Raw genomic sequence first — 23,678 nt, forward strand, 5'->3', positions numbered from 1 at the left:
AGCAAGCTTAAACCTTGCCTACCTGTATTTTTTAGGCCTCAATCCTGAAGATGCCCTTCCGGATAAAAGCCTGCTTTCAAAATTCAGGACCCAGCGCTTGGAGGAATCAACCTTAGACGAAATCATAACAGAAATCGTAAGACAATGTGTAGAAAAGGGAATCATAGAAGGAGGCAGCGTAAGCATAGATACTACCCATATACAAGCAAATACCATTAAGAAAACCCCTGAACGGTTAATGAAACATTTAGGAAAAAAGATCATTAAAACATATACAGAGGAAACGGGAAAAACCTTAGAAGATATACCCGAAGCGCCGGCCTACAAGGAAATTGAAGATCATAAAGAGGCTAAGGCCGAAATGAAAGAATACTTAGAGACTGTAATAGATAAAGTAAACGAAAATATATCCGCAAATGAACAAAAGACCAAGGAAGCAATAAACAAAGCTAAGGAAATATTAGACGACCCTAAGTTTATAAATCAAAAAGGAGTGCGTTCGCTAATAGACGAAGATGCAAGAGTCGGCTATAAAAGTAAAAACCATAATTATTTCGGCTATAAAACCGAGTTTGCCATGACAACTGATGAACGCATCATCACTTGCGTAAGAACAGCGAACGGAGCATATACCGACGGAAACCAGACAAAAGAAATGCTTGAACAAACAAAAAAAGCCGGCATAAGGATTGATGAAGTTTATGCAGATAAAGCGTATTTTAGAAAACCCATACTGGATGATATAAAAGAAATAAATGCAAAAGCCTATATACCTGTAAGCGAATCAGTCTATAGAATCGATGAAAGTGAATTTACATATAACAAAGACTCCGACCAGTGGCAGTGCAGCCAAGGCAACATAACAGAAAAAAGGAGGCATTTTAAATCTAAAAAAGACAAAAAAGAAACCTACAAATACTATTTTGAAATAAATCAGTGCAAGGCATGCCCCATACACGATAAATGCTGCAAAAGAAGTTCGCGTAAAATTCTCAATGTAGGTTTAAATACACCGGAGTTTTATGAAATATCGCAGTACCAAAAAACCGAGGAGTTTAAGGAAAAATACAAAAAGAGAGCTTCTATCGAAGGCAAAAATGCCGAACTTAAACGATTTCACGGGCTGTATCGAGCAAGGGGATACGGTCTGTTAAGCGTGTCCATACAATCGAAACTAGCCGCAATAGCGGTAAATATAAAGAGGATAGCAGCAATAGTATCCTCTTTTTTTATTTTGTTTTTTAAAAAACCTATATTTTCCAAAGCAAATCTTGGTTTTTGATATTTTTTGATGAAACCAGGATAAAAAAGGCTAGTTTTTCAGTGGTCTCGGACGGTTCTTTTGTGTTATTTTTGTGTTCTTTCTATTAAAATAACCTCGAAGGAAGGACAATTCATTTGCTCTCTGCGCTAATCGGAACTTTTAATCATGAATTGAGTCTAAATATACTAGGTGTATTTCTGTGTAAATAAGTTATAATTATAAGGAAGAAGGGAAGGTGTATTTATTATGAAAACAACTGGACTGCGCAGCTTTGCCGCTTTGCTGGCAGGGCTTATGGTATTGATGTCGGCAGCACTGCCTGTAACAGCTGATGTCAAGATACCGACGCTTATGGTGGACGGTCAACTTATGTCACCGGCATCGCCCCTTTGTTGGGACAATGAATCGATTTTAATATCATTAGAAGAGCTCGCTGCATATCTTAATGCCAGCTTTCAGTGGAATGAGACCGAGGGAACAACCTGGATTCAAAAAAACGGACGCACGATTTTCTTTCGGCCTTCTACGGGAGAAGTGCGCAAAAATGGAGAGCCAGTTTCCGTCCCGGTATCTCCTCGATTGATCAATGACACGTTCTATGTGCCGCTTCGCTTCGTAGCGGAAAATCTAGGAGTCACTGTAGTCTGGGATAATAGCGCTTATCAGGTTCAGATTATTACAGGCGAGCGCCACACTCCACCGGAACGGATAAGTGATGAGACGTTTAATGCTGTAGTAGCATATACCGATAAAGGCAATTTGTGGCTGCTTGACGGGCGGAAACGAAATGTTCTGCCAAAGCAGCTTACAGAGTCAGGCTATGCGGAATTAATAGGCTGGTCAGCCAACGGTGAATGGCTTGCCTATAAATATGCAAGCAGCGAAAGTGCACCCCCTTATTTATGGGTGGTTCGGGCTGATGGAAAGACTGCAAGTCAGGTGGATACGGAGCCTATTTACGGTGACCCGCTATGGTCTCCCAAGGATAACAAGATAGCCTATACTGTCATGAAAGACAGCGCTGATGGCTACATTCCGGCGAGCATTGTTAGATATGCCGATATTGCAGCGGAAGGAATCAAAGTCAATACCTTGCTGGAAGAAGACTTCATTGCAATTCCATCTTTGGCTTGGCATCCGAGCGGGGAAAGCATAACCATTTCTTTCCCGCGCACCGTAGAGCAACCGCCTACGCTGGTGCAAGCAAACCTTACCGGTGAGCAGACTGTGCTTTATACTCTAAAAGATGAAGCACCCGTGGATCTTGAGGGCATTTATAGCTGGGCCTTTATTAGTCTAAAATGGTCACCGGACGGTCGCTACCTTGCCTATCATCTTGGAGTGAATTCCGCCTCCCTCACAGCCGATGGCGTTGAAACGGGCGTGCTAAATGTTAAAACCGGCCAATCCTTTAACTTGAGCGGCGGTCTAAATTATCTCCAATGGCTGGCATTTTCCCCGGATAACACAAAACTGGCCTATATTGCCGGCGGAGGCCGGGATGCCATGCTCAACAAGCGCTTGGAAATAGTTGATCTTATCAGCGGCAAGATTACTGATTACAGTCAAAAGGGCTATGCGGATACCCAACCCATATGGCTTTCGAATAAAACTAATGAACTACTCTTTTGCCGCGGTCCCGAAGCCGAGACCCTATACCAATCGGAAATTTTGCCGGGGACTTTGGCTCCCGGCCAGCGGATTTATAAGCTGGACAATGATGGCAATGCCGTGCCTGTTACAGCAGGACCCGCCGATACAGCCGACTATTTTCCCAACCCATCGCCCTCTGGAGAAGAAATTATCTTTCTGCGATTGGAGCGCTACGATCAAGGGTCGCTTTACTTACAGCCGATAAATGCGCCGGAAGAGGCGGTGGAGATTTTGCGGGGCTTAAGAGGCGGGCCCGGTTACTATGGAAATTATTACCCAGAGTGGATTAGCGTCCATTGGTTTGAGTAAGCAACTTAGAACTTGGGGGGGCATGATGAATAAAATGTCTGTGCTGTAATAAAGAAGTAGTTCTGGTTATTTTAGGAATTGTTCCTGAAAAAGCCTAACTGGCACATTAAGTTTTTAAAATAAATTTTACATAGAAAGCCTAAAAAATATTATCACTTGAAAGCTGCTATTTTATTGAGTTTTTTAGGTTTTCTATATTGCGTTCGTAATTTCTGTCGCCAAAAAATATTCCAGATGTACCGCCTACAAATATTCTTGCTCCTGCGTTGTAAAGCGGCGGTATTGTTTCAGAGTTTATATTTCCGTCAACCTCTATCTTAATATTTGTTAAATGATTTTCTTTTAACATTTCATTTATTTTATATACCTTATTAACTGTAGATTTTATAAACTCTTGCCCTGCAAACCCGGGATTTACTGCCATTGTCAAAATAAAGTCTGTTTCTTCTAATAAAGGCTCTATAAGAAGGTGGGACGTCCCGGGGTTAATTGCTATTCCTGCTTTCATATTGCACTCTCTTATTTCTTTGAGGGCTTTATGGATATGCGGTGTAGATTCCAGATGAACGCTTATTATATCGGCACCGGCCTTTTTTGCCTTTTCAATATAATTTAAAGGATTTTCAACCATCAGGTGTGCTTCTAAGGGAGTAGTAGATACACTTCGGATAGCCTTCAAAAGGTCAATGCTCAGTGCCAGATTATTTACGAAATGTCCATCCATTATATCCATGTGGAACATATCAGTTCCGGCTTTTTCCAGTTTTAAAATTTCGCTTTCCAAATTCAATAAATCCGCGCACATTAATGAAGAAGAAATTTCTATAGTCATGTCTAAAGCAAGCCACCTCTTAAACTAATTTTATTGCTTTCACAAGTTGTATATCTTAAACTTTCCCACGACACCATAAGCCTGCTCCTCGATAGAAAATGCAGGATCTAAGTTGTCGGATTTTATTCCTAGTTTGATTGATTTAAAAAGTCCTAGCATTTGAGCATATAAAGCATAAAGCAAGGTTAAAAAAGCCTCGTCTAGATTATTAATATCTTTGTTTTCCAGCGAAACCACATAATCGGCCTCTTCGGTCCTCAAAGCTTTTGGCTCAAAAAGTAGAATTTTCCCTTTGTACATTTTATTGTGGCTTATCTCATCTATGAGATCTAAATCATATTTTTGAGTATAAGCATTATTTGATACAAAGCATCCCAGAATCGTTTTATCATTTATTACAAATTTTTGTCCATGCCTTAAGCCTAAAAAGCTGCTATATGTCGCATTAACTGTCCCTTGGGTTAATTCTAACGACTTAAGGGCAGCCTCTCTTGCGCAGCCTTTTAAACTACCGCTTCCTAAAAAGTGCAGTCTATCATAGGATTCTTCCGCGATATTTTTTATCTTATCGCAGTCTTCATTGAGTATTCTTTTAGATTCATTTACCAGAATTTGCAATATATCGTCTGCGCCACATTTTTTATCAACCAGATAGGGGAGCAGCAGATTTGCAAGGAGCATAGTGGTAAAACTGACTGTCGCAGCATAAGCTGAATCATTGGCCTCTTCTGGCAGCACCAGCGACATGCTCCTTTCTTGACCAATTTTCATCTTTGCTAACTGACCTTCTTTATTGCAAGTAACATTGAGAAAATATATATTGTTTATAAGTTGTTGAGCTTCTTGTATTACAGCTAAGCTTTCCGGACTGTTGCCTGATTTTGAATAGGATATTAAAAGAGTAGGCCTATCTTTTAAAAAATAGTTTTCCGGAGCCGCTGCAATGTCCGTAGAATCAATGGATTCTACGTCTAGACCTAAAGCTCTGCGCAAATATCCTGCGCTGCAATCGCCGACAAACGCTGAACTGCCGGCTCCTGTCAATATAATCTTCACATTTTTAGTCTGAAATACTGGGTCTAGAAACTTTTTAAAGTCTTCCTTGTTTTTTATTAAATACCCGAATAGTTCCTTCCATGCCTTAGGCTGACTCGCAATTGCGCTTGCTGTAATATATGCATTTCTTTCTTTTAAAAATTCTTCATCAAAACCTAACAGCATAATTTATTGCCTTCCTTTCTCGGATAAAGTCTATTTAGTTAATAAGAGGAGGTTTACAAGCCTCCTCTTATTTAAAGCACGATCACCTTACATTAGGTTTAACAACGACATTATAAGAGAGAAAATTATTATATACAAAATCAAATTTATTGTCTTCATACGTTTTTCTTTTATAAGATAGTAAAGTAAAAAGACAAAACCCAATGGCAATAGATTTGGCAAAATAGAATTAAATATGTCTTGCACTCCAACTGTCCCGGCAATTTTAAGTTCCGGCCTAAAACTAAAATCTACATAGGATGGGATTAAGCCGCCTACAACCGTGACTCCTAAAATACCTGCAACTTTAGTTAAGATATTGGCATTTTCTTGAATCATTGGTATCGCATTAACACCTAGAGAATATCCTAAACGTCCAAACCATATCCTGGAAATCGCTGCCAAAAACCATATTGCTAAGTATAAAATCGGGCCCAAGATCGAACCTTGCTGGTTGATGGAGCTGCAAATCGCCGCTGAAATCGGGAGCAGTGTAAACCAGAATATTGCATCGCCTATTCCTGCCAGAGGACCAAATAATCCGTTTCTTAGGTTTTTAATTAAACTCCTGTCTTCTCCGGACTCCTCAAGCGACAATATAAGTCCCATTAAAAACGTGGCCATATGAGGCTCTGTATTCATAAATTCCATATTATAGGTCATAAATTCAGATACTTCTTCTTTTTTGTCTCCATAAATTTTCTTGATAGCCGGCAACATCGAGGCCGTAAATCCACCGGCCTGCATTCTTTCAAAGTTGAAACCAGCTTGTAGGATTATAGAACGCAGGCTCATTCTGTCAATATCTTTTCGTGTTAATTTTTTACTAGATTCCTTCATCTGGGCCACCTCCTTCAGTTCTAAGTTGTGCAGACTTCTTTTCAGATTTATATACCAAAACAGCGGCTACCGTGCCAGCAATAGCAACAGGCAAAACATTTCCTAATTCTAAGTAAGTTGCCATCAAAAATCCGATAAACAAGAAAGGCGCGTTATCTCCGGTCAACATTGTCCTAAGCAGCAAAGCAAGACCTACGCCTGGTAGCAGCTGGCCGCAGATTTCAAAGCCGTGAACAAACCAAGTTGGAAACGAGGTAACAAATCGAGCAATAGGTTCTTGCGCTACATATGCAGATACGAAAGTAACCACAGCGTACGTCAGACCAACAATTATTGCTCCTAGTATTACAGCTCTAGTAAACCCATTTGTATCAGCTTCAGCCGCTTTTCTGTCCAGCACAGGCACCAGAAAAACTGAAAATGCGGAATGGTAAAAAATATTTATCCACTGCATCAAAAGCGCAAAAGGCAGTGACAGTGCAAGCGCAGCTTCAGGGCTGCTGCCGGTGGTGTACGCAATGATAACTGTCATGATTCCTGCCATTAGCGGGTTTGGCGGTACAGTACCGCCTATTGTTAGTAATCCAACATAGGCTAATTCTGTAATTGCACCTGCGGCCAAGCCTAATTGTACATCTCCAAGAATTATACCGGTAAAAAACGCTGCAATAATCGGCCTAAACCAGAAGAATGCTTCAAGAGAAAAGTCTATGCCGCAGATAAAGGCCATTATTGCGATCCAAATACCTTGAGCTAAAGTAACTTCCATCTAGAACCCTCCTTATATTGTTAAATTTTATTTTTTATTCTGCTCTGTTTTACATAAAGGTTGAGGCAGAATAAAAATTTGTTATCAAAGAATTACTTTTTTGTCATCTGGTATAGTTTGAGCAAAAACTTCTATCCCTTTATTTTTTAGATAATTGATGTCTTCTAGATCTTTATCATCCACATATACGTATGGTGTTAAAGGTTTTTTGCCTTCGCTAAAGTGCATATTTCCAACATTTACCTGCTTTATCGGAACGCAAGCTTCAACTAGTTTTCTAATAACTGCAGGGGTTTTGGCTACGATAAATATGTGCTGTTTTGGAGATGCTTTAAAAATGGTATCGATAGTTTGCTGAACAGTAAAAAACCTAATACCAACGCCGTAAGAATCAGCGGTCATCTTCATTAATTGCTGTTGCAAAGGATCTTTTGCTACTTCATCATCCACCACGATTATAAGGTTTGCCTTAGTCAGTCTGACCCAAACATTGCCCACTTGTCCATGCACTAGTCTGTTGTCAATTCTTGTAAAAACTATATTAGGTGTTGTCATAAATATTCCTTCCTTGTAAACAAAATGATTGCTTCTTGGTTTTAATAACTTTCTATCAGATATTCGTAAATATCTTTGTTCTCATATGAGCCTTTTTGACTTAAATTATATTCAAGCTCTCCTTCTACGTAAGTAGCAACTACCTCATAATCATCGGTTATTACAGCAAAATCAGCATCCTTAAGTTCTTGTATTGAGCCTTTTTTGTGATCGAGTTTTAGCACGCGAGCAGGATTTAGCGCGGCCATTTGAACTGCTTCTTCCATAGGAATGCCCACTTTCTCAACCCAAACGCGTATTCCGTGAATCATAGGCAGCGCACTGCCGTCTATTGTACCGTCGCTGATATGCAGCAAACCGTCGCATCCTACTTCATATATCCCTCTGTCCGGCAAATTATATCGTCCTTTTTTCATCCCTGACATAACACCATTGTCTGCAATAATACATAACTTATTTTTCCCTTTTAATCTGTAGCACAGCTTTAAAAACTCAATGCTCGTGTGCGCCCCATCCGAATTTATTTCATTGTAAACGCGCTCGTCTAAAAGCGCTGCTCCTAAAACACTCATTTCACGATGGTGCATGGGCTTCATACAATTGCCAGTTTTTTGAGTTATAATTGCTCCTCGATCAATTGCCGTTATAGCTTCACTATAGGTAGCATTGGTATGGCCTAAGCAGACATTTATTCCCCTTTCAACTAAGAAATCGATTATTTCAAAAATGCCCTCAAGCTCTGGCGCCAGCGTCACTGTAGTAATTTTTCCTTCGGCAGTTTCATAGTATTTTTTCATTAAGTTTAAATCTGGATTTGCTGTTTCTGAAGGCATCACAGAGCCCAAGCGCTCTTTGCTGATGAAGGGGCCTTCCATATGAATTCCAAAAATTCTTGCCCCTTCTTGTTTTTCGTTCATTGTTTGAGCTATGGCCGCATTGTTGTCAAAGACAGTTGAGGAATAATGGTTGGAAGGAGTAAAGCCTGTAATACCACAAGTTGTAAGGGATTTGCTTAGTTTTTTGATTTCTTTCACATCGGGCGACATAGCGTTCCAGCCCATATAGCCATGAATGTGCATTTCAATTATGCCTGGAATTATTCTTTGATTTCCATAGTCAATTGTTTCTCCATCGAAAGTATGCGGCAAGTCAGGTTTTAAGAATACCTTCTTAAATTTACCATTTTCAATAACAAATCCTCCGTCAATACATCCCCTTTCCGTATAAATTCGCGTAGATTTAATAAGTTTTTTCAATTATTTTTCCTCCCGGCCTTCTTTCATTAAGAATCTCTATAACTTAACCGCCGATTCTTTAAACTTACTAAGCTAAAATAGATTAAATTCCCTCATCCTCATTATTAGATCCTTGAATTTTATCAAAAACAAACTTGTTGATTTGCTCTTTGCCAATCTGTATAGTTTTATCTATAAAATCCTCAATATCATTTATGGGATCCGCCATCGACATACAAAGTTCTAAAACCATAGGCAGGTTTGCCCCATATGTGACTGTGGAGTTTTTGTGTTCTACGCTCAGCATGGCTGATGTCTTAAATGGCGTGCCTCCCATCAAGTCAGTTAGAACAACAATATGGGAGCAGGACGCCAATTTGTCAAATGCTTTTTCAAGCTCAGATTTAAGATCAGTATCAGAACTTCCCGGTTTAAAATCAACAGCCACAAGATTCTCTTTCTTCCCCACAATTAATTGAGCCGCACTTTCCATTCCTGTCGCAAAATTGCCATGCCCTGTTAGTATTACGCCTATCACCGCGTTCTTTCACCTCTTTTATTTATTGATTTTAAATACCACTACCATACAGCATCGCTTATAAGTTACAATATCTGATTTTTTTAGAAGTTTCAACTATTAACTTTCGCATAAAGAACAATTTTCTAAATTTCTTTACACTTTTTGCTTAATTGCTTAGCGAATCTAACATGCACATTCAGTTTTTATTGAAGGTAGTCAGGCTTTTCGGTTTTGCTCTTTATTGCATTCTCAAATTTAATAATTTCTTCAGCTTTACCCCAAATATCAAGATCTGTGCATATCATATGGGCAAGCACCTGAAATGGGACAACTAAAAATAAAGTGTTGAACCATTCATCTATATTGTGTTTTATGCGTAAAATCTTATCTTCCTCAGGTAGGTCGAAAGACCCTATCATAAATACATTTTGAGTGATTATGTGAAGTGCATTATAAACTTCCAAAGTCCTTTGGCTCCCTGCACCGCCGGAATTGATTAATACAACCACATGCTCAGGTGTAAGCTCTAAATATCCTCCATGCATAAACTCCTCTATTTCATAAGGGCTGGCAGGTATCCCAAAAGTTTCGCTTATCTTTAGAGCTCCTTCCACGGCAGTGCCAAAATTTGGCCCGTAGCCGCATATTTGTAAGCGTTTCATTCTGGTAAAAATTTCTTTATGTTTATTATAGAATTCAATTGACTTTTGAACGGCCTCGGGATGAATCGAAAAAGCGTCAAGGATTTGCTTTATGTCTTTTGCGACTTCATTTTCCGTTTTTAAATTAAGTTTTTTAGATGCCATAAGGGCAAAAAGCGTAAGATATAGGACTGTCATTACGTATCCCTTTGTTACATAGCCCACAGTTTCTATCCCGACTTTAAAGTCTATCACAACATCGCAGTGATTTTTAACCTCGCTTTCAGGAAAACCGGTTAGCGCTATAGCTTCTCTGCCTAACTTTTTTACTTTTTCTAATGCTGAAATTGTATTTGTGCTGCGTCCGCTTTGGGTTATTCCAAATACAAAGGTATCCTCTGTTAAACGGTGATCATAATGTTCAAACGTAAAGGGTGTAACTACTTTCACATCCATGTTTAAACTTTTTTCCATATATAATCTTGCGGTAGTAGCAGCATTGTTAGAAGAACCTGATGCAATTATTACTATATTTTTGTACTCTCTTTTTAAAAATTCATTTACCAAAGGAGCTACAATTTCCTCTGCCGCTTCAGTATTTGCCTTGCCAATTATAGAAGTTTCTTTGATATAATCCATCATTGTTTCCTTAACGGCCATAATAAGATCCTCCATTTCATTATTAACGGTCTATATGTTCTTGCCATTAACCAATTTAATAATATTTTTCTTACTATAATATTGTTTTGCAAGATCTATGCCAACTAGTATAAGCTAAAATAAAAAACTCGCTATCCCTTAACTTATCTAGAAACTAGATAGCGAGTTTAAATATTTAATTAAAATTTAGTTACACTAATACAACCTATGATGAAACTATGCTTACACTGCTTCATAAACTAGTTACACTATTGTTGTCACAACTTGCCTTCCAGCATTAAATAGATAAAGTACACTTCTGATAGTGGAATATCTACATTATAAAGCTTTTCTATATCTTTAAAACTTTTCTTTACATTTTCGATAAAATCTTTGTTTTGTTTTTCGAAATTAAACAAGAGTTCCGGATCGAGACCGCCAATCTGCGTTTTTGTAACAAGTCTTTCTATTAAACAGCTTACGTGAACGTATAAACATATTTTTATATCATTGGTAAACTTAACTTTTAATTCATACTGGAGGATTTCAATTGCGGCTTCTACATGGTCAAGTATCTTGTCTGGATTTAAGATAGTTATATGTTTTAATACGTTTTCCAGAGAAAAATACTTAATTATAGATTGGTTTAGCTGCATTATCCCGTCTTCCGGAATAATGTTTTTAAACAATTTTCCAAACTCTTCCTCTCGTTTGCCCGATATAATATCTTCTAGTGAATAATAAGGCGCAAAGTCTACGTCGGGATTCTTTGTTCCTATAATTGCAATCACATCAAAGCTGTTTAATGTGCCTGCTTTTGTCCCTTTGTTCTTTAATTCCAGATAGTCTACGGGAATTACTTCAAGCAGGTTAGAATACTCTCCAAGGCTTTTTACCATAAGGTCTTTAATTCTCATGGCAGTGCCTATTCCGGTAATGCAGGTGGTAACTATGGCTTTTTTCTTTTTGGCTGTAGGTTTTATGAGCTTGTAGTTTAGGCGGTGATTGCCGGTTACCTTACTTATCGTTTCCTCAACGCTTAAACCTTGTAAGATTTGACTGCCTGCATCTAAAGCCAGTTGAGTGGTGATATTATTTATTATGCCTATAACTCCATCAGAAATGCTTTCAAGGCCTTCATATATTTCTTCAAGTGAGCCCATATCCACTAGAATAATTATGCCGTAAGATGTATTGACTTCTTGCATATATTGTTTCAATTTCTTTACGATTTCTTCGGTTCTAACATCAATAGGCATATCGAAAGATTCAAAAATATTTTCTCCCAACAGGTGATTGGCTACGTTAGCTATGCTGCTTGCCGTTGAAAATCCATGAGCTATCACCACGGCCTTGGGTCTTTTGGGAACTTCTGATTTCTTCATGCTGAGCAGGTAAAGTGTTATTATATAAATTTCAAAAGGCGTCAAAGATATATCAAGCGCTGTCCTTAAAAAGTCTGAAATCTTTTCAGATGCTCCGCATTCTTCCGGAAAAAGGCGCTTAATATTTTCAAGATATTTATTAGATTTAACATCATATCCGTTGATATCTATTAAATAGCGATATTCAATAGATTGATTTATAAAACCCGCGATTTTGTATCCTACATTGTCATAATATCTAAGATTGTATTTATTTTTTATTATTCCGAAAGCATTGTGGACAGCTGCCAAAATCGTATCAAACCTTATATTCCTCGTATCATTTGCGGCATATGGCTTCATGCTTCCTAATATCAGATAATCAAAAAAGTCATCTATTACAACTGCAATCTTATCCAAAACAGCATCACGATTGCTTTCAACTTGGAGAGCTTTTGAAAGCTGGATAATATCATTAAAGAATATTTTATATGTCTCGGCTTGTTTTTTATTGATTAGGGAGAAGACATCCGGCGAATCATCCTGCGAAGCCTTAATAATAAGATCATCTGTTAACATTTCAGAAATTGTGCTCTCCGAGATGTTCTCATCTGTTATATAGTTGTGGGATAAATGCTCGGGAAGCATCATAAGATTAATATCGATACAATCTCTTGCTTGGTTTTTATTGGAATAATCGTTATAAGCTCTGGCACAGGCAAGTTTTATATCGTTTTTAAGCTGCCCCACATTGCCTTTAAAATCAGAATTTACCAAAACTCTCAAGGCTTGCTTGCTAATGCGTAGATTTTTTTTAATAGACAGCGCTTCCTGTTTAAAAAAGATATATATGAGCTGTACTTTTTCTGCAATCGGCCTTTCTTTAAGAGACGGTATAGTAATTACTATAGGGATTCTCCTTGAAAAAGTATCAAGTAAAAATGTTTCGGGTTTTTCGGTGGTTGCAAAGATAAATCTGACACTAGCCTTTCTCCATCCGCTGCTTTCTCCCATGCGTCGAAATATGCCTTTGTCCATAAACAGAAACAACTTTTCCTGGCCTTCAGGCGGCAGCCTGTGAATTTCATCTAAAAATAAGTAGCCGCCGTCTGCCTGTTCTATTATTCCTTTAAAATCTTTTTCCGCCCCTGTAAACGCCCCTTTTGCATATCCAAATAGGTTTGCCGAAAGCAGCTCAGGGTTATTTGCATATTCTGCACAGTTAAAAATTAAAAATGGCGCTTCCGGTTGTATAATTTCGTTTTGCAGGGCATATTCAAACATAAGCTGAGCTAAAAAGCTCTTTCCTGTGCCAGTCTGACCGTTTATTAGTATCGGTATACCGTTTGGAGGATATTTTACTGCAGCCTTGCACTGCTCAATCTGATATTTTATGCTGCCGTCAAACCCTATAAATTTTGAAAAAGGGTTTTGTCCGGTTAAATGCACGTTGCAGAGATCTTTTTCTTTTGTCTGTGAGTTTTCTTCAAAAAGCTCCTCAAAGCTTCCATAAATTAGATTTTCGGCAGCATTTTTTCCTGTTCGCTCCTCAAAAATGTTTTTATCTATAAAGTGCACCGGTCGAGTATTTACCTTTATTAATTTTTGCTCTCGATTTAGTTCATTAAGCAGGGAGCTTACATAGTTGCGCTTTAATCCCAAGGCATTGGAAATTTCTTCAGCTGTAACACCGATGGTATCAGGAGTTTTTTGGTTATTCGCAAGGGTTGTGTCTTTTTTTACCAGTTCATATATCTTTTCTTTATTTGTCAAATAAGTCACTTCCTTTGCCTTTTTGCCTGTCCTGTGCTGCATCAAAGCCATTGTAAATGCTCATAGCTTTCTGCACGCCTTCTGATATTATACAAAGAGCGGCATCTGCTGCTGCTTCTATTGCCGCCTTAATATCCTCCGCCTCTTCTTTTTGAAACTTGCCTAAAACATAGTTTATCGGATCTTTCCTGCCATCAGGTCTGCCTATTCCTACGCGAATTCGGCAGATTTTGTCGGATGCCAGCTGATATATTACTGAGTCCATCCCCCGATGGCCTCCGCTGCTTCCTTCAGGTCTTATTCTTATGCGGCCTGTAGGAAGGTCCATATCATCATAAATTATTATAATGTTTTCGAGAGGTATTTTATAGAATCTTGCAGCATCTGCTACACTTTCACCTGACAGGTTCATGAATGTAAGGGGCTTTAAAAGCAGAATCTTTTCGCCCTTATACATAGCATCTCCAATTAAACCCTTGAATTTAACTTTATTAATTGATGTATTTAATTTTTCAGATATTTTATCCAGCACCATAAATCCTACATTATGGCGCGTATCTTCATATTCTTTACCGGGATTGCCCAGACCTGCTATTAAAAACAACTTACAATCCTCCCGCACAGAAAAAAATAAGGGCAATGCGCCCTTATTCTTCCTCTTCTTCTTTACTTTCTCTGACAAGCTCCGGTTCCTTGGCCTCTTCAGTAGTTTCAGCAGCCTCAGCAGCTTCTTCAAGCTTAGGCGCAAGCACTGAAGCTATAACTTCATCCGGATCGTCTAAAATAGTAATCTTGCTGTCGACTTTCAAATCTCCTACTGTCAAAGTATCTCCAATATCAAGATCAGAAATATCAACTTCAAGGCTTTCGATCATATCATCAGGCAGTGATTTTACTGTAATTTCGTGTTTTTGATGCTGCAAGACTCCGCCTAATTTTAATCCCTTTGCCGTGCCTTTAAGGATAACAGGAAGATTGTATTCAACTTGTTCATCCATTGACACTTTAAAGAAATCTACATGCTCAAAGGTATCTTTCAATACATGTCTCTGCACTTCTTTTATTAGCACAGGAAATCTTTCGCCATTTAGCTCAAGATTTATAAGGGAGCTTTCTCCTTTTTCTTTTAGAATCTTAAAAAGCTCTTTTTCATCCACGCTGATATTTACTGGGCCATATCCTTTGCCGTAAACAACTGCCGGAACTTTGCCTTCTCTTTTTAATTTATTATTTTCGCTTTTTTTGGCTTCGCGAACTGTCGCTGTTAAAACTGGACGTTCCATAATAGTAATCCCTCCACGCCTTCTTCTATTTTATCATTATCTATCTGTTTTGAGTTTTTAAAGTAAAAAACATTAAGCTTTTATCCTTACAGCATCTTATATATTATACTAACCATTTGCATCTAAGGCAAGTTCCTGTTTAATCATCGAACAGGGTGCTTAAAGGCTTATTTTCATGGATTCTAAGTATTGCCTCAGCAAAAACCGGAGCAACTGAAAGCACCTTTATTTTATCTAATTTTTGGCTGTCGCGCAGTGGTATTGTATTTGTAACAACAATTTCGGTAATTGGAGCTGCCTTAAGCCTTTCTATGGCAGGGCCGGAAAGCACAGGATGGGTACAGCAGGCATATACAGCCTTGGCTCCTCTATCAATTAGGGCTTGGGCTCCTAGTGTTAATGTTCCTGCTGTATCAATCATATCATCCACTATAATTACGGTTTTCCCTGCAACTTTTCCTATAATGTTCATAACTTCGGCCACATTAGGTTCCGGCCGACGTTTATCAATTATGGCAAGAGGGGTAACCAAGCGATCTGCCAGCTCCCTGGCACGGGTCACTCCGCCCACGTCAGGCGATACAACTACCACATCTGACAAATCTTTGCTTTTAAAATAATCCGCTAATATCGGCATAGCTTTTAAATGATCTACCGGGAAATCAAAAAATCCCTGGATTTGTCCTGCATGTAAATCCATCGTAAGCACTCTGTTTGCTCCGGCCGCTGTAATTAAATCAGCAACCAGTTTAGCTGTAATAGGGTCCCTGGAGCGGGCTTTGCGATCCTGGCGCGCATAACCGTAATATGGAATTACGGCAGTTATTCTGCCTGCAGATGCCCTCATGAGAGCATCTATCATTATGAGCATTTCCATTATGCTGTCATTTACAGGGTATGAAAGCGGCTGGACTACAAATACATCTGCGCCGCGCACGCTCTCCTTTATCCTTACCTGAATTTCTCCGTCGCTGAAAGTTCCCACCCAAGAATCTCCTATAGGTATACCCAGGTATTTTACAATTTCTCCTGCAAGGCCCGGATTAGCATTGCCGGTAAAAACCTCAAGCCTGGTTTCCATTGCCACTAATTCCTCCCTCAAATTTTTGTTTTCGTTTTATCACCCAACCGGTTTTATTTACCTGTCTTGCTCTAGCTATCCCCAAAGCATTTTCAGGCACGTCGTCTGTAATGGTAGAACCGGCAGCTATAAAAGAGCCTGCTTTTAGAGTAACCGGGGCTATAAGGTTTGAATTGCAACCTATGAACACATTATCTTCCACTACTGTTTGGTGTTTTTTGTATCCATCATAATTTACGAATACCGTCCCGCACCCAATATTTATGTGCTTGCCTAGTACCGCATCTCCTACATATGACAGGTGGGGTATCTTAGTTCCTTCGCCAACTTTTGCGTTCTTAAGCTCTACAAAATCTCCTACTTTAACCTTTTGTGAAAGTCTGCAATCTGGTCTTAAGTTCGTGTAAGGGCCAATTTTTACGCCATCTTCGATAACGCATTTGTTAATTTGCGTCATAACTATCTCACAGTCATTGCCTATGGTTGTATCTATTATTCTACAAGGACCTATAATAGAGCAATTTTCCCCTATAGTAGTGCTTCCTTCCAGCATTGCGCCGGGATATATTGTAGTATCTTTGCCTATTTTGACATCACAGTCTACCATACATGTATCAGGATTAATAAAGGTTACTCCATCTTCCATAAGCTTATCGATAATTCTTTTTTGCATGATGCTTTGGACTTTTGCAAGCTGCTTGCGGTCGTTTATTCCATTAAGTTCCTCCGGATCTGAAAGCTCAAATGCAACAACTTTTTTGTCTTCCTGATTTAAAATTTTTATAGCATCTGTTAAATAATATTCTTTCTGAGAATTGTCGTTTTGTATTTTTGCAAGAGAAGCAAAAATATCTACTGTGTTAAAGCAGTAAAAGGCGGCATTTACTTCGTTTATTTTAAGTTCTTCAGGTGTTGCGTCTTTATGTTCGCGAATATCCAAAACTTTTTTACCTTCCCGTATAATTCTGCCATAACCTGTAGGGTCTGAAACTTTAGCCGTCATAACAGTAGCATCGGCCATTTCTTTTTCGTGAAAATCTACCATGCCTTTTATGCTTTCTGCAGTCACTAGAGGCATATCCCCGCATAGCACGACAATATGAGAGCTATTTTTTACAGCATTTTCAGCCTGCATCAGCGCATGGCCAGTGCCCATTTGCTTTTCTTGAATAACAAATTCAACATCTTCATTTATGTATGCTTCTTTTATCTTATCTGCATCTTTGCCGACCACAATAATTACCTTGTTTGCTCCTGCTCCTTTAGCTGCGTTGATAACATGGGTCAGCATAGGCTTACCGCAAACCTTATGCATAACTTTTGGTATGTTCGATTTCATGCGGACGCCCTCACCGGCAGCAAGAATGACGGCTGTAAATTCTTTCATAATATAACCTCCTCAAAATTTGCAATCTACTCAGAAGCACTTTCGTAATAGTGTTTTAGAATTGTTTCTTGAATTTTTGCTCTGGCTTCAGAATTAATAGGATGGGCAATGTCCTTGAATTTTCCATCAGGAGTCCGTCGACTTGGCATAGCTATAAATAGTCCGTTTTCGCCTTCTATGATTCGGATATCATGAACCGCAAATTCATTGTCGAAAGTAATTGATGCAACAGCTTTCATCTTTCCTCCTTCTGGTACTTTACGTATACGCACATCAGTAATATTCATTGGCGATACCTCCTGGGAAGTTTTAGTGTTGTCGAACTTTAATTAAAAAACAAATACATACTAACTTATTTTAATACCTTTGTGATAAAATTTCTATACAAAAGTTAAAAATCCTTCTGTATGAAAAATAATAATTAAAATAAAAAAGATTTATAATAATTTATCGTTCACTTTTATGTAAACCTTGTTCTCGTTTATGTCGATACCCTCGAGAATCAAGAGCGATACAAAATCATTTATCAGTTTTTTATCAGGCACAGCTGTTGTGATTACCATGGCAGTGCCTATAACTTCAGCTTTAAACTCAGCCGCAAGTTCCATCATGCCTCGTGCGGTTCCTCCGCCCTTCATAAAATCATCCACAATTAAAACCTTTGCGCTTTCAGGCAGCGCTCGCTTTGCAAGGGACATATTGTGTATCCTTTGGCTTGAACCCGATACGTAGCTGATGCTGACAGACGGCCCTTCGGTCACACGGCTGTCTCTCCTAGCTGATACCATTGGCACATTCAGCGCTCGAGCGGTCATCAATGCAATAGGTATGCCTTTAGTTTCAACTGTTAGGACATGTGTAGGATTATACTCGATGAAAAGCTGTGAAAAAATTTCGCCGATTATGCGGGAATATTCAGGAGAAAATATTACATCTGTCATATAAAGATAGCCGCCGGGAATTATTCTTTTCTCATCCTGCAGAGTCTTGCAAAGTTCATGCAAAAACTTTATAATTGCATCCTTTGTCTTTTTAGGGCGGTATCTGACCCCACCTGATGCTCCGGAAATTGTAGCAATTTCACCTTCACCCATCACAGCGAAGGTATCCTTAATTATGTCTAAGTCTTCGCTGATGGAAGACTTTGCCGCATCGAGAAGCTGGGAAAAATAATTAAGAGAAATAACCTTATTGGGGTTTTCTGTAAGCATTTTGGAAATTATAGCAATTCTATCACTGCGCCTCATTTGCAATCCCTCCGCACAGCACTTTTTCGGCAATCTCAACATCGCTTTCTTTATCTACATCTGTCCCTATCTCCGGATAATCGCTGATGATGCCCTTAGCCTTTATACCAAATAACTTTCCCACTCGTTTTTCCAATTCACTTATAGTGATTGTGCCCATTAAAAATTTGATTATTATAACAGGGCCTAAGATTTGTGCAAGCTTTAAAGGTTTTTTCCTATATATCATGAATTCTTCAGCCTGCTTAATGCATCTTTTTACTGTATCTACCTTAACTAAAACAATATTACCCCCGGTAAAAGTGCCATCTTTTATTTTGACGTAGGTGCGCTTTACACCGGGGTACTTTTTATCATTTATTTCTTTTCTAACTATGGGATAATAAAAATCAGCATCTACTTTTTGCGCTTTTTCTACAAAATCCCGTATTGCCTCTGAAGTTATCATTGGAATATCTGATGTCGCTATTAGAATCAATTCACTATCAGGGAAAACTTCAGCTCCTTTTAGGACATTTTCAGTCATAGACGAGCCGCTGTCTATAATGATGTCTGCAAAACCCTCAAGAGATACTAGTTCATCTTTAGGACCAACAACTGCTATAGTATCAATAAAGTCCAATTCTCTCATCGCATCGATGATGTATTTTATCATTTCTTTGCCGCAAATTTTAAGAAGCGCTTTGTTGCGGCAAAACTTAGTTAAAGGACTATCTTCCTGTGAACCTGCTAAAATAAGGGCTTTCATAATGGTTCCTCCTCGAAGTCCATCTGCTTTCTGAGTATGTCCATCACATTGTATTCTACTTTATAAATGTGTTCTTTTGCAAGTTTTTCCGCATCCTCAGCGTTACCACGCTTTATCGCATCCAGGATTTTTTTGTGTTCTGTCAAGACGCTTTGTAATCTAGTGGGATTTGTAAAAGACTGAACTCTGAATCTATCTATCTGTTCCTTTAAATTGTTTATCATCTGAGTCAATCTGTCATTTCTTGAAGCACTAAACAAAATCTGATGAAATTCACCGTCTTTTTTGACCAGCTCATTAATATCGCCCTTTTCAACAGCCTCAGAAATTTCCTTCAAAACTTCGTCTAAAAGCGCAATTTCATCATCTGTAATGCGTTCAGCTGCAAGGGCTGCCGCAAGTCCTTCCAAACTGCTGCGTATTTCAAAGACTTCTGCAGCATCTTTTAAGGTAAACCCCGATACATAGGCTCCTTTGCGAGGAACCATAACCACAAGTCCTTCAAGCTCTAATTTACGTATAGCTTCTCGAACCGGAGTTCTTGATACCCCCATCTCCTCAGCTAATTGAACTTCCATCAGTCTTTCGCCGGGTTTTAACCTGCCGCTTAAAATTGCTTCTCTCATAGCCTCAAAAACCAAATCTCTCAAGGGCTTGTAATTGTCTAATTTTATTGTAGGAAATCTCTCGCTCAATTTCCTTCCCTCCTTTATTCCATTTTAGCTACAAAAACCTCGTTGCCTTTTCTTAAAAATTTTTCAGCTGCTTTTTCTGCATCTTTTGCACTTTCGAAAATCCCAAAAACACTAGGGCCACTGCCTGACATCAGACTTCCCAGCGCTCCGTTTTGAAGCATAGACTCTTTTATATCGCAAAGGACAGGATGAAGCTTTAAAGTAACTTCTTCCAGCACATTGCAAAGCCCTGAGGCCACCTTGTCAATTTTTCTCTTTTCAATATGTTCTAACATTGCATCGGTATTCGGATGACTTTTTATGTTTTTTATATTCAGTCGATTGTATACCTCTCTTGTAGAAACTCCGCACTTCGGTTTTACAATGAGTATATCCACATCAGAAAGCGGTTTTATCATTGTAAGCTTTTCTCCTATTCCTCTTGCAACAGCTGCTTTACCCATTACACAAAAAGGAACGTCTGCCCCTATTTCTTTGCCAAGTAGTGCAAGTTCTTCCTTTGGCCTTTTTAAATCAAAAAGCTCGTTCATTCCCAAAATAACCGCTGCCGCATCAGTGCTGCCTCCCGCAAGGCCTGCCGCTATAGGAATGCTTTTGTGTATTTTAATTAGGATTCCTGCATCAAGACTGTATTTTTCCATCATAAGCTTTGCAGCCTTATATGCCAGATTATCTTCGTTTTGTAAAATCTTAGGATAATCTGTAATTAGCTTTATTCCGGGAGTAGAAATTAATTCTAACGAAACAGTATCCTTTAATGAAATAGTATGCATAATCATCTCAACTTCATGATAACCGTCAGGTCGTTTGAAAAGCACGTCCAGCGTAAGATTAATCTTGCCTTTTGCGTCTACATCCAACTTATCCAAAACTTTTCTACCTCCGATAAAGAGCATCACAATTATGATATATTTTGCACAAAATCCTAAAACCCTGCCAAAGTAAGATGATATAATTATAATAACATAAATAAAACTTGCTTGAAACACTAAAATTTTCAAGTTTATCCACATTGTTAACAGGTTATCCACATACAATCCACAGTATTTGTGGATAAATGTATGTGATAAGCTATGAATTGATAAAAAAATAATCCCATGCCTGGGATTAAAGAGAGTTGCATTTTAAGTTAGGTTCCTCATCGTCTAAAATAGTAAGCTCCACTGTATCGGTCAAAATATCCGAATAACTGTAAGAAATCCTTCTTACAAATTCGGGCGACTCAATAACTTTCACTATGAATATATTTGGGTAAACCTGCTCGAGTACGCCTTCTTTTTCAAAGGTCTTTTTACGGCCACGGTTGGCCCGGAGTCTTACTCTTTCGCCTACATGAGATTCTATATCCTTGCGGATTTTTCTCAATGTATCTGCCGAAGCCATAGCCTCACCTCGCTATAACACAATACTGAATGTATTATAACATTTATACAGGCAAAAGTCAAATAAGTAAATATTTTACCAGAGCAGGCTTTGTTTGTCAATACCAAATTTATTTTGTGTATCTGTCCGCAACTTTGCTGGCACCGCAAGCATCCGGTTTTATTTTAACTTTGTAGCCGTTTCCCATACCCATTACCCATCCTACCACTTCTCGGATCAGCTCTTTCGTATCACCGTTTTGTCCTATGTCTACATGAATTTCCATATCCATGTCTTTGTACCGGGTTTTTATCATTTCTTCTTTTAATCGGGTTACCGTATCAAGAGACATCGAAGTTTCTGTAAATATTTTATGGCGTAAATTTCTTACGTGAGGGATATACTTTCTGTAGTAATAATAGCGTGCACCTCTTCCGACGCGGTGGATTATAACGGCGGTAACAAAACAAGTATTTTCCCCGGACTGCGAGTCAGTACCTACTATCAGCTTATACTCTGCAGAGGGATCTTCTTCCATAAAAGCCACAATATCTTGGACCATCCTGCTTATAGACATTTTGCCTTTTGTAGGATTAATAAAATTCATAGCTATCGTCACATCCTCATAATCGCAAAAAATAGTAAAAGTATTTAATTATTTTTTGACATATTAAGGGCTCTTTTAAGGGCTCCAGCTAATTTGTCAAACTCCTCAATGGAGAGAGTCTCTCCCCGGCGCATAGGATTAATACCGGCTGTGTCAAGAGCCTTGTCTATGTGACTCTGGTCTAATTCTAGAAGGTTTAGCCTGCTTTTTAGAGAATTTCTTATGGTTTTTCGTCTTTCTCCAAAAGCTGCTTCAACCACTTTAAAGAAAAACTCTTCATCAGTAGATATGCGAGGTTTTTTGTTGAGGGTTATCCTTACTATGGCTGAGTCTACTTTCGGCGGCGGTACAAACGAGCCGCGGCCTATTTCACATATTATGTCCACATCGGCATATACATTGACCGCAATCGAAAGAATACCATAGTCCTTACTGCCACAAGATGCCGCCAGGCGATGAGCAACTTCTTTTTGAACCATTATTACTGCAAGAGGTATAAACTGTCGGTTTTCTACAATCTTCATAATTATGGGTGCCGTAATATAATAGGGAAGATTTGCTACTACTTTAAAATCGCCTTCAAAAATGCTTTCTCTTATTTTTTTCCAATCCAATTTTAGCACATCTTCCTCTAATATACAAACATTTTTGAAATCTTGCGTCAGGTCATTTAATATAGGCACAAAGCGCCTGTCTTTTTCAACGGCTACAACCTTTTTTACAATGCGGCAAAGTTCAAGTGTCAGCACGCCCAAACCCGGTCCTATTTCTAAAACATTATCCTCAGGCGTAAGTTGGGCTGCTTTGAGCATAGAGAAAAGCGGCTCTTCGTCTTTTAAAAAATGCTGCCCCAGCCGTTTGTCGGCTTTTATATTGTATTTTTTCATTATATTTTTTGTATCTATGCTTATTTCCTCCTAGAAAACTTTTGCACGTCTAGCAAAAAAGATAGGTCAACCTATCTTTTTCTCAAAGCGCCTTATTTTAAATTCAACACCTAATTCTTCGGCAAGTTTGCGGCATTTATCAATATCTATTTCAGGTATATCTACTACCGTAGCTATAACATACGGAACATGGCTCTTGCACTTTCGGATAAATTCAAGCACTGAATAAAAGGCATCCTCTCCGTATTCAGGCCGGCATATTTCGTTATATTTTTCTGCATTTTCCGCATTCAAACTAACTGAAACAGCATCGATAATTCCTTTAAAATATGGAGTTACATCTTCTTTATAAATTAAATTTGCCTGGCCGTTTGTGTTAATTCTTACAGGGGTAGCGGGATAAGTCTTTTTAATGTATTTTGCTACATCCACCACTACCTGCAGCCGCAAGAGAGGTTCCCCGTATCCGCAAAACACCACTTCCTTATATCCTGTAGGGTCTCCTATGGCTTCGATAATTTCCTTAGTCGTGGGCTCTTTGTCCAATATCAGGTTGTAGTCCCCTACTCCCGGACTATACTGCCTTATACAGAACTTGCAGTTATTCGTGCATCTGTTAGTAATATTCAAATATAATGCATTTCCTAATTCATATGTTATCATTTTACACCATCCAGTAACATTAAGCCTTACAAAAAGTAATATTATAACAAACCTTATTTTAACA

24 protein-coding genes are annotated in these 23,678 nt (G+C 38.6%); 2 read left to right on the forward strand and 22 right to left on the reverse strand.

Annotated elements, in window-relative coordinates; genetic code table 11:
• The coding region (locus BUE08_RS00070; RefSeq protein ID WP_502689416.1) for an IS1182 family transposase at positions 1-1,282 on the forward strand (1,282 nt) is incomplete at its 5' end.
• A gap of 333 nt (positions 1,283-1,615) precedes the next feature.
• Positions 1,616-3,226: a stalk domain-containing protein gene (locus BUE08_RS00075; RefSeq protein WP_502689417.1), complete on the forward strand. Its 1,611-nt coding sequence runs from the start codon at positions 1,616-1,618 to the stop codon at positions 3,224-3,226.
• Between the two features lie 166 nt (positions 3,227-3,392).
• Here BUE08_RS00075 and rpe read toward each other — a convergent pair whose 3' ends face one another.
• From rpe to BUE08_RS00185, 22 genes are all read right to left on the reverse strand, one after another.
• On the reverse strand, positions 3,393-4,058 hold the full coding sequence (gene rpe, locus BUE08_RS00080) for a ribulose-phosphate 3-epimerase (protein ID WP_059031935.1): 666 nt from the start codon (positions 4,056-4,058) through the stop codon (positions 3,393-3,395).
• Between the two features lie 39 nt (positions 4,059-4,097).
• Positions 4,098-5,279 (reverse strand): SIS domain-containing protein, encoded by a 1,182-nt coding sequence (locus BUE08_RS00085; protein WP_286680064.1) that lies wholly within the window; start codon positions 5,277-5,279, stop codon positions 4,098-4,100.
• A gap of 87 nt (positions 5,280-5,366) precedes the next feature.
• Positions 5,367-6,158: a PTS system mannose/fructose/sorbose family transporter subunit IID gene (locus BUE08_RS00090; RefSeq protein WP_059031937.1), complete on the reverse strand. Its 792-nt coding sequence runs from the start codon at positions 6,156-6,158 to the stop codon at positions 5,367-5,369.
• The gene (agaC, locus tag BUE08_RS00095; RefSeq protein ID WP_059031939.1) at positions 6,145-6,927 is read right to left on the reverse strand and encodes a PTS galactosamine transporter subunit IIC; all 783 of its coding nucleotides are present in this window, start codon (positions 6,925-6,927) and stop codon (positions 6,145-6,147) included. The genes BUE08_RS00090 and agaC overlap by 14 nt, the downstream gene beginning before the upstream one ends.
• 84 nt (positions 6,928-7,011) lie before the next feature.
• On the reverse strand, positions 7,012-7,482 hold the full coding sequence (agaB, locus tag BUE08_RS00100) for a PTS galactosamine transporter subunit IIB (protein ID WP_281796343.1): 471 nt from the start codon (positions 7,480-7,482) through the stop codon (positions 7,012-7,014).
• Positions 7,483-7,523: 41 nt separating this feature from the next.
• Positions 7,524-8,738 carry an N-acetylglucosamine-6-phosphate deacetylase gene (gene nagA / locus BUE08_RS00105; RefSeq protein ID WP_286680065.1) on the reverse strand — a complete coding sequence of 405 codons (1,215 nt, stop codon included), beginning with the start codon at positions 8,736-8,738 and terminating at the stop codon, positions 7,524-7,526.
• 82 nt (positions 8,739-8,820) lie between these two features.
• On the reverse strand, positions 8,821-9,255 hold the full coding sequence (gene agaF / locus BUE08_RS00110; protein ID WP_286680066.1) for a PTS galactosamine/N-acetylgalactosamine transporter subunit IIA: 435 nt from the start codon (positions 9,253-9,255) through the stop codon (positions 8,821-8,823).
• A gap of 185 nt (positions 9,256-9,440) precedes the next feature.
• Positions 9,441-10,538 carry an SIS domain-containing protein gene (locus BUE08_RS00115; protein ID WP_059031947.1) on the reverse strand — a complete coding sequence of 366 codons (1,098 nt, stop codon included), beginning with the start codon at positions 10,536-10,538 and terminating at the stop codon, positions 9,441-9,443.
• Between the two features lie 257 nt (positions 10,539-10,795).
• Complete coding sequence (locus BUE08_RS00120; protein ID WP_286680067.1) at positions 10,796-13,654, reverse strand: sigma-54-dependent transcriptional regulator; 2,859 nt, start codon at positions 13,652-13,654, stop codon at positions 10,796-10,798.
• The gene (gene pth, locus BUE08_RS00125; protein WP_281796350.1) at positions 13,644-14,258 is read right to left on the reverse strand and encodes an aminoacyl-tRNA hydrolase; all 615 of its coding nucleotides are present in this window, start codon (positions 14,256-14,258) and stop codon (positions 13,644-13,646) included. Before pth ends, BUE08_RS00120 begins: the two co-directional genes overlap by 11 nt.
• A 43-nt stretch (positions 14,259-14,301) precedes the next feature.
• Positions 14,302-14,937 (reverse strand): 50S ribosomal protein L25/general stress protein Ctc, encoded by a 636-nt coding sequence (locus BUE08_RS00130; protein WP_059031953.1) that lies wholly within the window; start codon positions 14,935-14,937, stop codon positions 14,302-14,304.
• A 139-nt stretch (positions 14,938-15,076) separates the two neighbouring features.
• Positions 15,077-16,018, reverse strand: a complete 942-nt coding sequence (locus BUE08_RS00135) for a ribose-phosphate diphosphokinase (protein ID WP_059031955.1) — start codon at positions 16,016-16,018, stop codon at positions 15,077-15,079.
• Positions 16,002-17,405, reverse strand: a complete 1,404-nt coding sequence (glmU, locus tag BUE08_RS00140) for a bifunctional UDP-N-acetylglucosamine diphosphorylase/glucosamine-1-phosphate N-acetyltransferase GlmU (protein WP_059031957.1) — start codon at positions 17,403-17,405, stop codon at positions 16,002-16,004. Before glmU ends, BUE08_RS00135 begins: the two co-directional genes overlap by 17 nt.
• A gap of 26 nt (positions 17,406-17,431) precedes the next feature.
• The gene (gene spoVG / locus BUE08_RS00145; protein WP_059031959.1) at positions 17,432-17,692 is read right to left on the reverse strand and encodes a septation regulator SpoVG; all 261 of its coding nucleotides are present in this window, start codon (positions 17,690-17,692) and stop codon (positions 17,432-17,434) included.
• Positions 17,693-17,842: 150 nt separating this feature from the next.
• Positions 17,843-18,652, reverse strand: coding sequence for a pur operon repressor (gene purR / locus BUE08_RS00150; protein ID WP_059031961.1), 810 nt, complete (start codon positions 18,650-18,652; stop codon positions 17,843-17,845).
• Complete coding sequence (locus BUE08_RS00155) at positions 18,639-19,400, reverse strand: nucleotidyltransferase family protein (RefSeq protein WP_286680068.1); 762 nt, start codon at positions 19,398-19,400, stop codon at positions 18,639-18,641. Before BUE08_RS00155 ends, purR begins: the two co-directional genes overlap by 14 nt.
• Positions 19,397-20,095 carry a GntR family transcriptional regulator gene (locus BUE08_RS00160; RefSeq protein ID WP_286680069.1) on the reverse strand — a complete coding sequence of 233 codons (699 nt, stop codon included), beginning with the start codon at positions 20,093-20,095 and terminating at the stop codon, positions 19,397-19,399. The genes BUE08_RS00155 and BUE08_RS00160 overlap by 4 nt, the downstream gene beginning before the upstream one ends.
• 14 nt (positions 20,096-20,109) lie before the next feature.
• Positions 20,110-20,964: a 4-(cytidine 5'-diphospho)-2-C-methyl-D-erythritol kinase gene (ispE, locus tag BUE08_RS00165; RefSeq protein WP_213996313.1), complete on the reverse strand. Its 855-nt coding sequence runs from the start codon at positions 20,962-20,964 to the stop codon at positions 20,110-20,112.
• A 238-nt stretch (positions 20,965-21,202) separates the two neighbouring features.
• Positions 21,203-21,478 carry a Veg family protein gene (locus tag BUE08_RS00170; RefSeq protein WP_059031967.1) on the reverse strand — a complete coding sequence of 92 codons (276 nt, stop codon included), beginning with the start codon at positions 21,476-21,478 and terminating at the stop codon, positions 21,203-21,205.
• 109 nt (positions 21,479-21,587) lie between these two features.
• On the reverse strand, positions 21,588-22,064 hold the full coding sequence (locus tag BUE08_RS00175) for a ribonuclease H-like YkuK family protein (protein WP_059031969.1): 477 nt from the start codon (positions 22,062-22,064) through the stop codon (positions 21,588-21,590).
• Between the two features lie 44 nt (positions 22,065-22,108).
• Positions 22,109-22,951 (reverse strand): 16S rRNA (adenine(1518)-N(6)/adenine(1519)-N(6))-dimethyltransferase RsmA, encoded by an 843-nt coding sequence (gene rsmA, locus BUE08_RS00180; protein ID WP_286680070.1) that lies wholly within the window; start codon positions 22,949-22,951, stop codon positions 22,109-22,111.
• 66 nt (positions 22,952-23,017) lie between these two features.
• Entirely contained in the window at positions 23,018-23,614 is a 597-nt protein-coding gene (locus tag BUE08_RS00185) for a TatD family nuclease-associated radical SAM protein (RefSeq protein WP_059031973.1), read from the reverse strand.
• Positions 23,615-23,678: the final 64 nt, after the last annotated feature.

The sequence above is a fragment of the Tepidanaerobacter sp. EBM-49 genome, from assembly GCF_001896645.1.
In the GTDB taxonomy this organism is placed as follows: domain Bacteria; phylum Bacillota; class Thermosediminibacteria; order Thermosediminibacterales; family Tepidanaerobacteraceae; genus Tepidanaerobacter; species Tepidanaerobacter syntrophicus.

Excerpts from the sequence above, each read along its gene's own strand:
- BUE08_RS00075 (WP_502689417.1), top strand. The coding sequence starts at position 1,616 with ATGGTGGACGGTCAACTTATGTCACCGGCATCGCCCCTTTGTTGGGAC.
- rpe (WP_059031935.1), bottom strand. The coding sequence starts at position 4,058 with ATGACTATAGAAATTTCTTCTTCATTAATGTGCGCGGATTTATTGAAT.
- BUE08_RS00085 (WP_286680064.1), bottom strand. The coding sequence starts at position 5,279 with ATGCTGTTAGGTTTTGATGAAGAATTTTTAAAAGAAAGAAATGCATAT.
- BUE08_RS00090 (WP_059031937.1), bottom strand. The coding sequence starts at position 6,158 with ATGAAGGAATCTAGTAAAAAATTAACACGAAAAGATATTGACAGAATG.
- agaC (WP_059031939.1), bottom strand. The coding sequence starts at position 6,927 with ATGGAAGTTACTTTAGCTCAAGGTATTTGGATCGCAATAATGGCCTTT.
- agaB (WP_281796343.1), bottom strand. The coding sequence starts at position 7,482 with ATGACAACACCTAATATAGTTTTTACAAGAATTGACAACAGACTAGTG.
- BUE08_RS00115 (WP_059031947.1), bottom strand. The coding sequence starts at position 10,538 with ATGGCCGTTAAGGAAACAATGATGGATTATATCAAAGAAACTTCTATA.
- BUE08_RS00130 (WP_059031953.1), bottom strand. The coding sequence starts at position 14,937 with ATGGAACGTCCAGTTTTAACAGCGACAGTTCGCGAAGCCAAAAAAAGC.
- BUE08_RS00135 (WP_059031955.1), bottom strand. The coding sequence starts at position 16,018 with ATGGAAACCAGGCTTGAGGTTTTTACCGGCAATGCTAATCCGGGCCTT.
- glmU (WP_059031957.1), bottom strand. The coding sequence starts at position 17,405 with ATGAAAGAATTTACAGCCGTCATTCTTGCTGCCGGTGAGGGCGTCCGC.
- spoVG (WP_059031959.1), bottom strand. The coding sequence starts at position 17,692 with ATGAATATTACTGATGTGCGTATACGTAAAGTACCAGAAGGAGGAAAG.
- purR (WP_059031961.1), bottom strand. The coding sequence starts at position 18,652 with ATGAGGCGCAGTGATAGAATTGCTATAATTTCCAAAATGCTTACAGAA.
- BUE08_RS00155 (WP_286680068.1), bottom strand. The coding sequence starts at position 19,400 with ATGAAAGCCCTTATTTTAGCAGGTTCACAGGAAGATAGTCCTTTAACT.
- BUE08_RS00170 (WP_059031967.1), bottom strand. The coding sequence starts at position 21,478 with ATGGCTTCGGCAGATACATTGAGAAAAATCCGCAAGGATATAGAATCT.
- BUE08_RS00175 (WP_059031969.1), bottom strand. The coding sequence starts at position 22,064 with ATGAATTTTATTAATCCTACAAAAGGCAAAATGTCTATAAGCAGGATG.
- rsmA (WP_286680070.1), bottom strand. The coding sequence starts at position 22,951 with ATGAAAAAATACAATATAAAAGCCGACAAACGGCTGGGGCAGCATTTT.
- BUE08_RS00185 (WP_059031973.1), bottom strand. The coding sequence starts at position 23,614 with ATGATAACATATGAATTAGGAAATGCATTATATTTGAATATTACTAAC.